Origin of the sequence: Streptococcus oralis, assembly GCF_026782375.1 — a bacterium.
GTDB lineage: Bacteria > Bacillota > Bacilli > Lactobacillales > Streptococcaceae > Streptococcus > Streptococcus oralis_CL.
The window spans coordinates 88098-101101 of record NZ_JAKUWJ010000003.1; the positions used below are offsets into that span (position 1 = coordinate 88098).

Below are 13004 nucleotides of genomic sequence, written 5' to 3' on the forward strand. Positions count from 1 at the left end.
AGGTAGTTCGTTGCGGTTGTAACATTTTGTTGATTTATAATATTCACTTGGCAGATACTATCTTTTTTCATAATTTTTTCTCCTAGCCGAACACAGTCCTTAGCATGTCAAAGCTGTTGTTTTCAATCAGGATATACATCCCCAATCCTAAATAAATAACGGCAATAAACCATCTGCTATATTTTTCCAAAGTTTCTCCAACAGAAGGGACTTGTGCCAATTTTTGGGCAGAAAAAACCAAGAGATAAATCATGACTAGAAAAGTAAGTAAAGCCACTATCAAATTCGCTAAATTTAAGGTAATAAAATATGGGACAAAAACACCAATATTGTCAGCACCACAACTTGCAAAAGTAATCATAGCGACTAGAAAAATCAGGTTATTATTATCTTTGCGCAAACCATCTTTTGCAATAGCTTCTCCATCAGAATCTCCTAAAAGCAAAACTTTGAGCCCTAGGAAAATTGGAATCAAACCGAGCAAACCTAAAATCTCTTTACTAGGAATATAATTTAAGACAAATGCAAAAAGTAAACTTAGCAATATTAGACTAACAGAGCCTAGAAATTGTCCTAAATAGATGTTAATGATGTCTTTTCTGCTTTTTCTTTTGGCAAAAAATAACATTAGGATAATAAGTAAGTCTACGGCTGTCCCAGAATACAGGATTATTGAAGTAACAACATTTTGAATCATAAAATACCTCATTCAAATATATTTTTGAATGTATTCTAACATTAAGCTTTGTAGATGTCAACTTAAAATCCACCAAAATATAGATAAGAAGGTAGTGTAACAAATATTAAAAAGTCCTGCCATCAAAATGATAGCAGGGCTTAACTTCAATATCTAGATGATATATTTATCTAAAAAAGGTAGAGTTTTTATTGATTTGTAGTGCGATATAATGAGTTTCTAAAAATCAAAAATCGCTTAAAATCAATATTTTGACATCTATTGACGTGTACTGAAACCCTTACTTAACCTCTGTAAAAATTAACTTATACTCTTACAAAGCTTATTCTGATAGACTTTATAACTGTCCTCGAAAAAAAGGTAGAGATTTAAAATTAAGACACAAATATAGTTATCTTCTTAGTTAAATTGATTATATTACTTGCAAATAGTTAATCTAAATTATACAATTTAGCAAAAAGAAATAAATTTTTTTACTTCATTCTAAAAATCCTCGGAGTATTCTAATATGAAACAGACTAAGAACTCATTTCGGTATTCTAAAATGAAAAAAGCTAAGAAAACGTCACGGAAACGTAAATTAACAATCTTTGATAAAGATGTTAGTTTTAAACGTATTGAAAGAATTATTTTAATCCTTACTTTTATTGTTACTCTTGTAACAAATATATTAATACCTGCATATAATTATTTTACAAATAAACCGGAATATTCTTTTGTGTTAAATAACCCCGTAGGTTGGTCTAAAAACGATGATATATTTTCAATCTATAACTATAGTGACACAGATATGAAAGATACTACTGTGTATATACGATCTTACATGGTTTTGTCTGGTGATTCGAATTGGGATCGTTTTGATGATTATCTTTCTAGTGATAGTAAGTATATACCTATGGAGGGTCTAGATATGAGATTTCAGCTGACTGGGAAATCAAGAGGAAAAATTGGTAATATTACGATGGATAAAGAGAGTAATCCCTTTAGTAACTATTTCGTTAATAATAATTACGCTGAATTTGGACCAAGTTTAGGAACGGATATTATATCCAGAATACATGATAAGAATTTAAGTGACTATGCTAAGGAGTATAATACAGCCTTTGACAAGATGAATATTGTCATTTTTACAATTTTTGATGAAAATACTAATTCGTTTAACAGAGATTATAATAAGATTCAAGTATATGCAACAGACTATAGTGTTGGTAAGTCTGGTACAAAATTGGTAGATTCAAAGAAATACTTTGACAAGTATGACAACTCAGAAGATTATGCAGTATATTATAATAAAGATACCTACGATAAATTTTGGAACGACAAAGATATAACAAGAACCTATTACAATAAATTTATCGATGAAATAATAAATGACTCCTTGCCGGATAACAAAAAATATAATTATTAAGGAAAATAAGTAAGAATTAACCTTACGTACAACTATTATTTTTCTCACAAGAATAGCTGTTATAATTTTTGTATTATTTTATTGATTTTAGGTTTTGAATTTTTGAAAGTCTTTTATAGCAAAAAGGAGTTTTATTGTTTTGATCAAGGTAGGTTTGAAGACGATCATTTTTATTTAGGAACGTAGCAAGATGAGAAATTCCTATTGTTTCGATTGTTTTTATTTCTGACTAAATTTTTACCTCATCACATATCTCTATCTATTATTTGTTATACAATTAAGAGGATAAAGAAAATCGATATCTCTATTTTTAAAAATCTTAAATTAAAGTTTTCATACATATTTTTTTACATTACTCAACTTTCCGAAAAATAAGTATTCTTCCGAAACTTGATTGTGATTGTTTTTCAAGGAGAAATATTTTTTCCCGTAACCAAAAATTTTTTAGAGCTAATTATTCTCAATTATGTATTTTGTTTAAGTGAAAACTGGTATTTTTAAAAAATGTTCATCTACTGTAGAATGTACTTTATTTATGTAAATACTAAAAATTTTTTCAAATATACATTTTTGTTTTTATGTTTGATGAACCAAAGTATCCTTGCTGATTTGCTCTTAAGCTTCTCCCTAAAAATGCGAAAAGTTAAACTACTGAAAAAATGTAGCTTGGTTTTTAGACTATGATTATCCCATCCAAAATAGGATAACGAATTCATCCGTTTTGAAAAATCAAAGTAACATACCAAGATTCCATATACACTAAAATAAACGAAGAACATTAAAATCACTTATGGTGTATTATAGTCTTAATTGTTTATGATCTATTTTTATGTAATAAAGTCAGAATTACAGCATATTCATTTTTTAATCTAAAAATGGCATTTTTGTTGGCGGGAATTCAAAAAAAGAAAAAAGGAATTATTTATTCCATTTTTCTTTTTTTTGAACTGAAAAAGTGATATAATACCATTAAAAGATATAGGAGATTCAAAATGGTAATTAAATTAAGGGAATTAACAATTGAACACATTAAAAATGTTGACTATGGCAATATAAAATTCTATGACAAGAACGGTTATATCAATCTCTTGGGAATCTATGGACAGAATGGTTCGGGAAAAACAACAGTGGTTGATGCAATTGACATTGTAAAAACTATTATGACAGGAGATTCAATCCCTGAAGATAGCTTCGGGATTTTTAACACCAGTGAAGATTATTTACCCAAAATTTCAGTAGAAATTGAATCTGAAAATAACCTTCTACTGAAATATGAAGTGGAGTTTATTTCAGATGAATCCACAGTGGAACAGAATGTATATCTTGCACATGAAGCAATTTCTTATAAGGAGCTTAAACCAAGAGTGCAATTCAAAAATCTTTTTACTTTTACACCTTTGCATAGAGACGAGCAAGGTGAATTCGTTGGTAGCTTAAAGTCACGTTCGAAATTCTTGAGTAAAGATGCTATAGAAGTATTAGCTGAAACTGCTATCAGAACTAAATCCTCTGTCCTTTTTTCTAAAGAATTTAAAAATCGCTTAGAAAAACAAACTGAGAAGGAATTAGAAAAAGAATGCTATAAAGTATTAAATGATTTTTGTGATCATATAAGAATTTATACTCAGCGTTATGCAAATTTAACTGGTATGGGTGCAATGCCAATTAATATCAATTACAAAAATGAAACACACGCTTTCCAAGGTGCTTTACCAGCTCTTTTAAATAAGGGAGGGATGCCAATTCCACAAGATCACCTTTCAGTCTATAAAGACACAATACGTTACATGAACGAAATAATTCCAGTAATTATTCCAGATTTAGTTTTGGATATGACTGTAGGTGAATTGCAAATTGATCAAAACGAAAATAGTTATTATAATGTTAATTTTTTTGCTAAACGTAATGATAAAACTTTTTCTCTAATTCATGAATCTGAAGGGGTTAAAAAAATAATTAGTATGATTGGTTTTTTAGTCGAGGTATATAATCATCCTGGAACAATTGCTTTTATTGATGAAATTGACTCGGGAATTTTTGAGTATCTACTAGGAGAATTAATGGAAGTATTCTCAAGAGATGCTAAAGGCCAACTAATATTCACCTCTCATAACCTTAGAATATTAGAGATGCTGCCAACACGTAAAATCCGTTTTTCAACTACAAATCGAAAAAATCGTTATATTACTCTTAAGGGGGTAAAATCAACGAATAATCTTCGTGACCTATATTTGAGATCAATCCAAATTGGTGGAGCAGATGAAGAACTTTACCAAGGAAAAAGTCAATCTAAAATCCGTCGGGCTATTAGAAAGGCGGGTAAGTATAGTGGCGAATAGTAATAAAGAAATGGTATTCTTAATTTTTGTTGAAGGTAGTACGGATGCAGACTGTTTAGATCTCATTGTTGAAGATTTCAAAAAAAAATTAGATCTATCTGATATCACAATACGTATTCAGAATGGAGATATATTTACTTCAACAGAAAATAAAACAAAAAACGGTCAGACTATTTTAAAAGATCAGATTCAGTTTTATCTAAACTATAGTAAATTATCTCCCCAGCAAATCATACATGTTGCTTTTGTTACTGACACAGATGGGATTTTTATAAATCCAATAAATTATCTTGTAACACCTTCAATTGATTCTTGGTATTATGATTTTTCAAACAAGAAAGTATTATTTAAAGACTCTGTTCAGAAAAGAGATGTTATTGCTTCTAGACAGACAAAAGCTAGAAAAGTATCTCAAGTTATTAAAGACCCATCTGAAAGCACTTTGAAAATAAACCGAACTCAATTATCTTATTCGGTTTACTTTAATTCAGTTAATCTTGAACATGTATTATTTGAAAAAGTCTTGCCCGACGAACAAAAAACAGAAGCCATTGATAATTTGTTGGATGAGGTTGATGATGATCCAAATAAAATGATTGCAATTTTCGAAGGTAAAGCATTGGGTACTTCTTATCTAGATTCTTGGAATCAAATAAAAAATCTAGAAAAAGAGATGAAACGTAGCTACACAAATTTACATATACTGTTTGAATTATTAGAGAGTTTCAAAAATATAGAAAAAATGTAAACTTCTTGCATTCAACTCTAATAAAAAAGTTTCAGAGTCACTCAAGACTTTGAAACTTTTTAATTTCTTTTTGCTCATCAATTTTCTTATTCCGATTTCAGTTGACAATGAGCCTATTTCAATAACTTTCGATCTCTAATATATTCATGTCAAAGATTCGATACTACTATAATTCAACTAGTTCAGCATCAGATAGATAGGCCAATTTCTTCAAAAAATTGGTTCATCGAAATACATCTAACATTAAGTTCTTCACATACGTCTGGAACTTTAGCATTTTTACTAGGATTCATAGCGTTGAGATTAATATTTTTAATTTCATCAGTTACGATAGTATAGTTCTCACTTTTAGCAATAGCAATCAACCAAGGGTCTGCAATTTTTTCATTCGCCCAACCTTTTTCCGATGAGAGAGCAGTATCTTTGTATAAAGGACTATCTTGAATATATTGAATTACTTCACTCCACTCTCTAGCATAAGATTTATGGTCTATTAAATCTTTTTCGTAATTATCATCTAACCAGTCCCTAAACCATGGATCTTGATAATTCTCTGAAACCACTATATCAGGAACTTTTACATCTGAATTCAAAATACTCACAAAATTAAGCCAGAAAGTTGGGAAAAATTCATTACGATAATATCTATCATAAAAGTTGATGTATATATTTGAATCTAATAAATACATTTATCCCTCTCCCTTACTCAATATCTTATATCCTTTATAACCGACTCCAACAATATTAAAAGCATCTGTATATGTAATCTTATTTTGTTGGACAGCATTATTCACATATTTAAAGAAGTTATTGTCGATTCTGAATCTAAGATTATTACTATAATTCCCACCGCTGGAAGGTTTTCTGAGTTTTTGTATTTGCTTAAATTCTTCCTCTAATTCATAATTTATAGATTGATAAGTATCTTTTGAAATCATTGATAAATCATATAAACGCCTTAGAGCAACAAACTTACTAACCTCAGTTTTCTTTGAAATGATTTCTAAATTATCTTTTATATTTTTCTCTTCATCAAATAAATCTATAATTAAAGATTTTGGAGCTAAAATTTCGGCTGTTACCGAATTTATTATCGCCTCTTTTTTATTTCGTTTTCTCAACTCTTCGCTTTCTAATAAGTCACTATCACCATACAATACATGAATAAATTCATGTATTAGCGTGAATAATTGACCTGCTTTAGAATCTAACTGATTGATAAAAATAATAGGCGCTTTTTTATCAGACAGAACAAAGCCCCTAAATTCTTTAATATTTAATGGACGATGAGTGTTATCTTTATACTTACCATTTAAAAAAATATATATTCCTAAATTACCTAACACTTTTCTATAATGGTTAAATCGATTTTTTGTAATCTCAGCTCCCAGAAGATTTCGTGCTTTTTCTATTACTTCTTCATGTTTACTATCAAAATCAAACATACCAACGAAATAACATTCATTCTCAACTGTATCTCTCAAAAAGTCTTGTTTTTCTTGCATTTCAAGAATTGTAGCTTTTAATTCCGGACTAATGTCAGATAAATATTGTGAATTCAAAGTTCTAAAATCAATATTTAAACTAATAGGAGTAATTCTTTCTTTGAGTACTAACAATCCAGTAGGAACATTAATAAGTTTTGAAAGTCTTGATAATTGATTAAATGTCGGATCTAGTTCTCCAGATAAAAATTTATCTATATTAGGCAATCTTTTACGTATTAATTCAATAGGAGTATTAGAATTATGAATATATGCTGATAAAACTTTATTATTTACTTTTATACGTTGCGTCATAATATACCTCCTTTTTTTTATTCTACCAAAATATTTTAAAAAATTCTATCTATATCAATTGCCACACATAAAAATTACAAGCTCAACATTCAACTCAAAAACGAGTAGATTACTAATCAAATAATTAGAAATCAGAACGATACTTTGATATCTCTTTAGACAACTTACACTTTTTGAGTTAACTTGATATACTTTTCATTACTCATTTAATAATAAGAATTATTCCTCTCAATAAAAGAGAGCGGAACTTCCTATTATAATTTCGAATCCTCAACAAGAACATCTCAATGTCCTCAAAACATATAAAATCATTTTTACCATACGTTGTTCCAATAACATTATTATAATTTTCTTATATCTTGGTTAATTTACAATTCTGTGGTAGACTAGACTATAATAACAAATCATTCTCTAGTAATCAATCGCAAATCCACTCAACAAATTGCTTATGTTTTTTGTGATTACACAATAAGTCTCCGACTATTTATATAAATATTGATAGAAAAGGGTAAAATATGGTAAAAAATACAAACGATTTTAGCGAGATAGACACATTAAAAAAAAGTCTAGAACAACTTAAATCGCCTTGGGAGTTTCAAGGAAATGAGAAATCTGTAAAAGTTGAAACTAGTATAATTGAAGATATAAACTATAACTTTTTAGGGATTATTAGTGATTTTTACTTCATAGAATCGCTAGATAAGCTTGAAAAATCTGAAAAACATAATTCAGATATAATACTTACTTTAGAAAGAATTTCAGATTATCATAGATTTCTTCTATTCCTAAAGTATCTCTATCAAACTGAATTAAAAAATTATTTAGGATATCTAATAAAGAATAATCGTAAGAAAAAAGAAATTATACTAAATTTTCAACCTTTTGAAAGTGTATCAGAAATTTGGAATTATATTTTTTCAAGAGTAAAAAAAAATGAATACCCCTTAAAAGTATTAATCTTAATTTATCTTTATAGAGATCTTCTAAATTTTAGCGATGATAACGAATCTGATAAAGATATTCTCACTGATATTAATAATAATTTAAGTTTATTTGATTCTCGTTACAGTTATAGAGAATATTTAAAAATATTAGTAGGTTTGACTTTTATTAGCGATGATATTAATACCTTTTTGGCTAATCTAATCAATAGGTTTCAACTTTGTTTGTTAGAGTTTAAACAAAGCAAGTCAGTCCCTGATGATGTATATTCAAGTTTTGCTAATTTATCTTCACTAAAAACTACGATAGATAAATTCTCAGAAAAAATAAATCAGGATGAAAAATTAAAAACTTTTTATGAGAACAAGGTTAACTGCGTTGCATCCGCTTCATGGAATAATCACAAATATATAGCAATTAACGGATTAGATGTTAAACAAAAATCACAAAAAATTATTGAAATTATCAATGAACTATCAATCCCTCGAAAATATGAGTATGTTAAGATTCCTCAAGAAACACAATATTTTCTTAAAAAGGAGACCTTACTTTTCCACAAATTAAGCAATAATATTACATACAAAGAGTTTGAAGATTATAAAAAATATCTAAGAAAAACAAATATTTCAAAAAAAGATATAAATTCCAATAATCGAATGTTTACATGCTGTGAAAGAAAGTTGATTAGTAATATTACTAAAAAGGGTATTGGGGAGAATAATCCTAACTTAGAACTAATTATAGCAATGAAACCATGTATTTTATGTAAGCGAACCATTGATATAATCTCTCAAGAAAATAACTTTAAGCTTACTATAATCCACTCAAAGAAATCTTCTGAGTTGCCAAAAGAAAATATTAATAAATATGATAAGCTTGCTAAGGCTATTCTGAAATTTGAACAACAAAAAAAGAATTCAGATTAATCTAAAAAGACTTAGCCTACACCTTATAGAACTAAATCCTTTACTTAAATTATTTTTTATCATTAGAGGTCAAGATTTAACTTGACCTCTTTTTCTATTCACTTCATGTTTTAGAAAGGATATAAAATACTACAAAAAAGAAGTGGAGAGGTTGACAAATGAAAATTCTAAGTTCTAAAAAATTTGGTCGTAGGCTAGTATTGACTTTAGAAGAAAACCTTCCTGATGATTTTAAGAATAATTCTAAAATTTCAATCGATGGACATATATTCACAGATGCTCTTGTTACGATGACTTCTTGGGAAAAAACACGGAATGTCCTTTCTGTTTTATTTGATGGAGTTTCTAATGTAGACGGGAAAGAATTAGTGATTTTATAGATTGCTTATTCAGAGGATAAGTAAAAATAGAATTTGTTTATTAATAATTATCAAAGCACCTAGAACTATCTAAGTGCTTTTTTTCATGCTCAGAGAGGAGAAATTTTGGTAAGGTACAAGAGTTATGGTAAAATTAAGATAGAACAATGAGTACAAAGTAAAGAACTGGAAGGTTTTAAACCATTATGAAATACAGTCAACAAGTCTTAGACTTGCTAAAAAGAGGTGTAAATGGTGATGTTGATGATTACTATGACTTTTTTCTTGAACTCACTGCCAAATTAGGCGAAGACGAGGCTTTTGCTGAAGGTTTGATAGCAGAGAATGAACCCCTTTTTGATCTTATCAATGATGAACCAATGTATTATTTCTATGTTGAAGAGGATACAGAAGATAGAGAATTGTGTAGGAAGTTCCTTGAGCCATACTACAACAAGGCAAAACAGTTAGTAAATTATAGCGCATAGAACAATCTAGGCGCTTTTACAATCTAAATATTGAAAAGGAGGAACTCATTGAAACTATGGGAATATGTAGATAAAAAGTGCGCCTTGTTTTAGAAGATGGCACCTCCATCACTGGCAAGGTAGTTGATTGGTTTGACGGCTATGATTTAGATGGTGCTGACGAAATCGTTATAGGTGACCACTCATACCCTGAGAACATTATCAAGGAAATCAAAATTATCAACGCTAAGAACAATCTGGGCACTTTTGCCTGCCTTACTTGAAAGAAAACGCTACGGAAAAGGATTTAGATTTATATGGCAATATTAGATGATTTACAAGCGTTATACGATAATGGTTGGGATGCCTCTTTTGTCTACAAAGGGCAAGATTGTGCCATTTTACCAAATTCTGTTCATGATATTGTAGTGGTGATTGGAGATAAGGAATACCAGGTATCGTCATTCAATGATCTGATTTCTTTAAAAATTGAAGATTACACTTTAATAAATATTATGGATGGAATTGAAGTTCAGTATTATTAAAATAAAATGCACCCATGAAAGGTGCATTTTATTTGTTTACTGAACACATCAATTTAATTAACCTTTTAGTTAACCATTGTATTTTCTCTACTTATTTATAAAATGAACTTTGGTAGAAAACAGAGCAGGCTTAGGCCTGTTTTTCTGTACCTTTGAATAGGGAGATAACAAAAAGTTATCTTTTCCTATTCATAATCTCTTAAATTCCCTGTTTTATACTGTTCAACCAATTCCCATAGATTATGAGTAGTTAAATCTGGTACAAACGTATACCATTTATTGGCCACGAATAACTCCACTAACATATCAATTGCATATTTGAAATTTAGAATCTCATTCATTTCTGTAATACTATAATACAGTTTATCATGGCAACAGTGATAAATAATCAAATTCAACCTATCATCAATGAAATCAAACTCTAGTTCTTCTCCTTCACGAGATAAAGTTAGATAAAAATTATATTCATCACGGCAAAAATTAACAGTAACATCAAAATCCGCACCTGCTTCAATTTCGATATTTACAGTCTCTAAAATTTTTTTAGATAAATACTCTTTATAAACCTTCATATTTTTTCTCCTTTTGTTGTTTATTGAGTTTAAAAATAAATTGAATGATACCAATGTCTGGAGGGCCAAGTTCATATACTAGGCCTGTATTTAAAAACGAATATGTTTTATACATATTTAATCCCCTTTGCTTTTACAATTAAAGTATGCCATAAATTTTAAAATAAAAAAAAATAATTAAGAAAAAATGATAAATAAGTTGTTTCGCTTATTAAATTTTTTTGTAGTTTTTCCTCTTTCTCTCATTTCTAATTTTTTACGATTCTGATTTTTCTGTGTGTTTAGCGTTGACAGAAACGTATGTGTAAGTCACGCTAAACACACAGTACTAGGTAAAAGTGAATAACGTAAAAAAATCTTATCCTAATTTTTTTATTTTAAAATTTATGGCATACTAATAATATCTAGATAATTGATTGAGTAGAGACGTAACTAATATAGCTACGTTTTTTATGTTTGAAAGGAGGTAGCTATCATGGAAACAGTAGGTTTAAGCTGGGTTAGGAAAGAACCAGTTTTGTATTTCATTAACTAAAAAAAAATAAATGTATAGATAATAAAAGAGATGTCAATAGCAGTTTAAAAAAAATTTTTTGATCGTAACAAAGTAAGAAACGAAAGTAAATAACAGGAACCAATTTTTGTATTTCATTTACCAATAAAAAATAAATGTATAGATAATAAAAGTAATGTCAACAGCAGTTTAAAAAAATTTTTTGATCATAACAAAGTAAAAAATCAAAGTATAAAAACTAAAGTAAATAACAAAAGTCTAAAAATCAAATACAAAAACTAGCTTAGCTCAGTCGCTTAATTCAGAGCATTTAAACCTGAAAAAGACTAACAAGAAAAAATAGAAGACATTCATTTAATCCATACCGACCGAACTCTTCATAACTACGCTGGGTCCTGGAGCAGATTTGCTTCCTTTGTTGCCTCAATAACTACTGCCGAAGATTTAGAAGCTCTTGAAAAATCTAACAATATTGAGGGATGGATTGACTTAGTAAATCAATACTTAGAACATTGTAAGAAATTAAGACTTTCTGCTCCAACTCAGTCAACCTACAAAGCAGCATTAGCCAAAGTTTTAGGAGTACCTTCTACCGCTTTTATTGCAACGAATATTCGATATCGAGCCGACAAAAAGAATAATCGTTTGAAGTCTAATGACGACAGGATGTCTGAAGAAACAAATAATCGCTGGTTCTCAATCGTATCTGCCACTGGGCTACGGAAAAATGAATTAAAAGCTATTACAGGTGATTCTCTACATCAACGTGAAGATGGTCGATACTATCTTAAAATCATTGGTAAAAAGCATAAATCAAAAGGAGCACGAGACCGATGGATTCCGATTATTACGCGAGACAAAAAAGAATTAGAAAGGCTTGTTGAAGAATTTAAACTAGCTGGTAAAAAGCGTGTGTTTCAAGTTCCATCTGCTTTAAAACCTCATAAATATCGTGCAGAATACGCAAAGCGTCTTTATCTTCTTGTAGCGCGAGATTCCAAAGATATCAGAGATAAAAAAGAAAAAATTTATCTACGAGGCGAATTAAAAGGTGTTGTCCTTGATCGAAAGGCTTGTTTAGTTGTATCACGTGCTCTCGGGCACAATCGACCTGAAGAGTTTCAAAAGTCCTATGCTTATAAGTTAATCGCACAAGCAAACTAAGTAACTTCTTTAAACATTATGATATATCTCTCCTTAAAATAAAAAAGGTGGTTCAAATTATTGAACTACCTTTTTTTAAGACTATTTAGCTATTTTTGCTTTTCAAATGTTCCATCAATTATACGAAACTTACTTTGTAATGTTTTAGCTGTATCAAACTTAAAATCAAGTTTTTTCACTTCTTTAGCACCTTCTTCAGGTAATTCTGCTTTTGCACTAGATGCACCATCTATAGATAATTTGATATATTTACCAGCTACTTTCCATGTTCCTTCTTTAGTTTCATCTTTATCATTAGTCACTTCAAGGCTGTTATCTTTTTTAAATACTATCATAACATCATGCTCTTTATCATACCATGAGCCAACGAACTGGCTTGCTGGATCAGATTTTTGATTTAGGTAAAAGAACGCTCCACCCGCCACTAAAAGTGCTACAAGTACAGAAGCTACTATCGCAATAATTTTTTTCATCATTTTTTCCTCCTAAAATACTAAAATGTATTGAATAAAAATTTTAAATCT

14 protein-coding genes and 2 pseudogenes are annotated in these 13004 nt (G+C 29.1%); 10 read left to right on the forward strand and 6 right to left on the reverse strand.

What is annotated here, in order from left to right; all coding sequences use genetic code 11:
- Positions 1 to 71 (reverse strand): annotated as a pseudogene (locus tag MK409_RS07330) (transcriptional regulator); the annotation flags it as partial.
- A gap of 11 nt (positions 72 to 82) precedes the next feature.
- Complete coding sequence (locus MK409_RS07335; protein ID WP_326845916.1) at positions 83 to 697, reverse strand: CadD family cadmium resistance transporter; 615 nt, start codon at positions 695 to 697, stop codon at positions 83 to 85.
- Between the two features lie 28 nt (positions 698 to 725).
- Here MK409_RS07335 and MK409_RS07340 point away from each other — a divergent pair.
- The 4 genes and pseudogenes from MK409_RS07340 to MK409_RS07355 all read left to right on the forward strand — a co-directional run bounded on the left by MK409_RS07340 (position 726) and on the right by MK409_RS07355 (position 5192).
- Positions 726 to 854, forward strand: a pseudogene (locus MK409_RS07340) (FanG protein).
- Positions 855 to 1241: 387 nt separating this feature from the next.
- The gene (locus MK409_RS07345; RefSeq protein ID WP_268705853.1) at positions 1242 to 2105 is read left to right on the forward strand and encodes a hypothetical protein; all 864 of its coding nucleotides are present in this window, start codon (positions 1242 to 1244) and stop codon (positions 2103 to 2105) included.
- A gap of 992 nt (positions 2106 to 3097) precedes the next feature.
- Positions 3098 to 4444, forward strand: coding sequence for an AAA family ATPase (locus MK409_RS07350; protein ID WP_268705854.1), 1347 nt, complete (start codon positions 3098 to 3100; stop codon positions 4442 to 4444).
- Complete coding sequence (locus tag MK409_RS07355; RefSeq protein ID WP_268705855.1) at positions 4434 to 5192, forward strand: hypothetical protein; 759 nt, start codon at positions 4434 to 4436, stop codon at positions 5190 to 5192. Before MK409_RS07350 ends, MK409_RS07355 begins: the two co-directional genes overlap by 11 nt.
- Before the next feature lie 188 nt (positions 5193 to 5380).
- Here MK409_RS07355 and MK409_RS07360 read toward each other — a convergent pair whose 3' ends face one another.
- Positions 5381 to 5881: a DUF4411 family protein gene (locus tag MK409_RS07360; RefSeq protein ID WP_268705856.1), complete on the reverse strand. Its 501-nt coding sequence runs from the start codon at positions 5879 to 5881 to the stop codon at positions 5381 to 5383.
- Positions 5882 to 6991 (reverse strand): ImmA/IrrE family metallo-endopeptidase, encoded by a 1110-nt coding sequence (locus tag MK409_RS07365; RefSeq protein WP_268705857.1) that lies wholly within the window; start codon positions 6989 to 6991, stop codon positions 5882 to 5884. It lies immediately after the preceding gene.
- A 515-nt stretch (positions 6992 to 7506) separates the two neighbouring features.
- On the opposite strand from MK409_RS07365, the gene MK409_RS07370 reads away from it, so the two are divergent.
- The 5 genes from MK409_RS07370 (at position 7507) to MK409_RS07390 (ending at position 10230) form a co-directional block, all read left to right on the forward strand.
- Positions 7507 to 8859 (forward strand): hypothetical protein, encoded by a 1353-nt coding sequence (locus tag MK409_RS07370; protein ID WP_268705858.1) that lies wholly within the window; start codon positions 7507 to 7509, stop codon positions 8857 to 8859.
- 158 nt (positions 8860 to 9017) lie between these two features.
- Complete coding sequence (locus MK409_RS07375) at positions 9018 to 9239, forward strand: hypothetical protein (RefSeq protein WP_268705859.1); 222 nt, start codon at positions 9018 to 9020, stop codon at positions 9237 to 9239.
- A 185-nt stretch (positions 9240 to 9424) separates the two neighbouring features.
- Entirely contained in the window at positions 9425 to 9706 is a 282-nt protein-coding gene (locus MK409_RS07380) for a hypothetical protein (RefSeq protein ID WP_268705860.1), read from the forward strand.
- A gap of 77 nt (positions 9707 to 9783) precedes the next feature.
- Positions 9784 to 9969 (forward strand): 4-hydroxy-3-methylbut-2-enyl diphosphate reductase, encoded by a 186-nt coding sequence (locus tag MK409_RS07385; RefSeq protein WP_268705861.1) that lies wholly within the window; start codon positions 9784 to 9786, stop codon positions 9967 to 9969.
- Between the two features lie 33 nt (positions 9970 to 10002).
- Positions 10003 to 10230, forward strand: a complete 228-nt coding sequence (locus tag MK409_RS07390; protein ID WP_268705862.1) for a 16S rRNA processing protein RimM — start codon at positions 10003 to 10005, stop codon at positions 10228 to 10230.
- A 185-nt stretch (positions 10231 to 10415) separates the two neighbouring features.
- Here MK409_RS07390 and MK409_RS07395 read toward each other — a convergent pair whose 3' ends face one another.
- Positions 10416 to 10802, reverse strand: a complete 387-nt coding sequence (locus tag MK409_RS07395; protein WP_268705863.1) for a hypothetical protein — start codon at positions 10800 to 10802, stop codon at positions 10416 to 10418.
- 1180 nt (positions 10803 to 11982) lie between these two features.
- On the opposite strand from MK409_RS07395, the gene MK409_RS07400 reads away from it, so the two are divergent.
- Positions 11983 to 12480 (forward strand): hypothetical protein, encoded by a 498-nt coding sequence (locus MK409_RS07400; RefSeq protein ID WP_268705864.1) that lies wholly within the window; start codon positions 11983 to 11985, stop codon positions 12478 to 12480.
- Between the two features lie 89 nt (positions 12481 to 12569).
- Here the strand turns inward: MK409_RS07400 and MK409_RS07405 are convergent, their stop codons facing one another.
- Positions 12570 to 12956, reverse strand: a complete 387-nt coding sequence (locus MK409_RS07405; protein ID WP_021002067.1) for a hypothetical protein — start codon at positions 12954 to 12956, stop codon at positions 12570 to 12572.
- Positions 12957 to 13004: the final 48 nt, after the last annotated feature.

Bases quoted from the DNA above. Each gene is read 5' to 3' on its own strand.
- MK409_RS07345 (WP_268705853.1), top strand. From the start codon at position 1,242: ATGAAAAAAGCTAAGAAAACGTCACGGAAACGTAAATTAACAATCTTT.
- MK409_RS07370 (WP_268705858.1), top strand. From the start codon at position 7,507: ATGGTAAAAAATACAAACGATTTTAGCGAGATAGACACATTAAAAAAA.
- MK409_RS07390 (WP_268705862.1), top strand. From the start codon at position 10,003: ATGGCAATATTAGATGATTTACAAGCGTTATACGATAATGGTTGGGAT.
- MK409_RS07335 (WP_326845916.1), bottom strand. From the start codon at position 697: ATGATTCAAAATGTTGTTACTTCAATAATCCTGTATTCTGGGACAGCC.
- MK409_RS07400 (WP_268705864.1), top strand. From the start codon at position 11,983: ATGTCTGAAGAAACAAATAATCGCTGGTTCTCAATCGTATCTGCCACT.
- MK409_RS07380 (WP_268705860.1), top strand. From the start codon at position 9,425: ATGAAATACAGTCAACAAGTCTTAGACTTGCTAAAAAGAGGTGTAAAT.
- MK409_RS07350 (WP_268705854.1), top strand. From the start codon at position 3,098: ATGGTAATTAAATTAAGGGAATTAACAATTGAACACATTAAAAATGTT.
- MK409_RS07360 (WP_268705856.1), bottom strand. From the start codon at position 5,881: ATGTATTTATTAGATTCAAATATATACATCAACTTTTATGATAGATAT.
- MK409_RS07395 (WP_268705863.1), bottom strand. From the start codon at position 10,802: ATGAAGGTTTATAAAGAGTATTTATCTAAAAAAATTTTAGAGACTGTA.
- MK409_RS07365 (WP_268705857.1), bottom strand. From the start codon at position 6,991: ATGACGCAACGTATAAAAGTAAATAATAAAGTTTTATCAGCATATATT.
- MK409_RS07375 (WP_268705859.1), top strand. From the start codon at position 9,018: ATGAAAATTCTAAGTTCTAAAAAATTTGGTCGTAGGCTAGTATTGACT.
- MK409_RS07405 (WP_021002067.1), bottom strand. From the start codon at position 12,956: ATGATGAAAAAAATTATTGCGATAGTAGCTTCTGTACTTGTAGCACTT.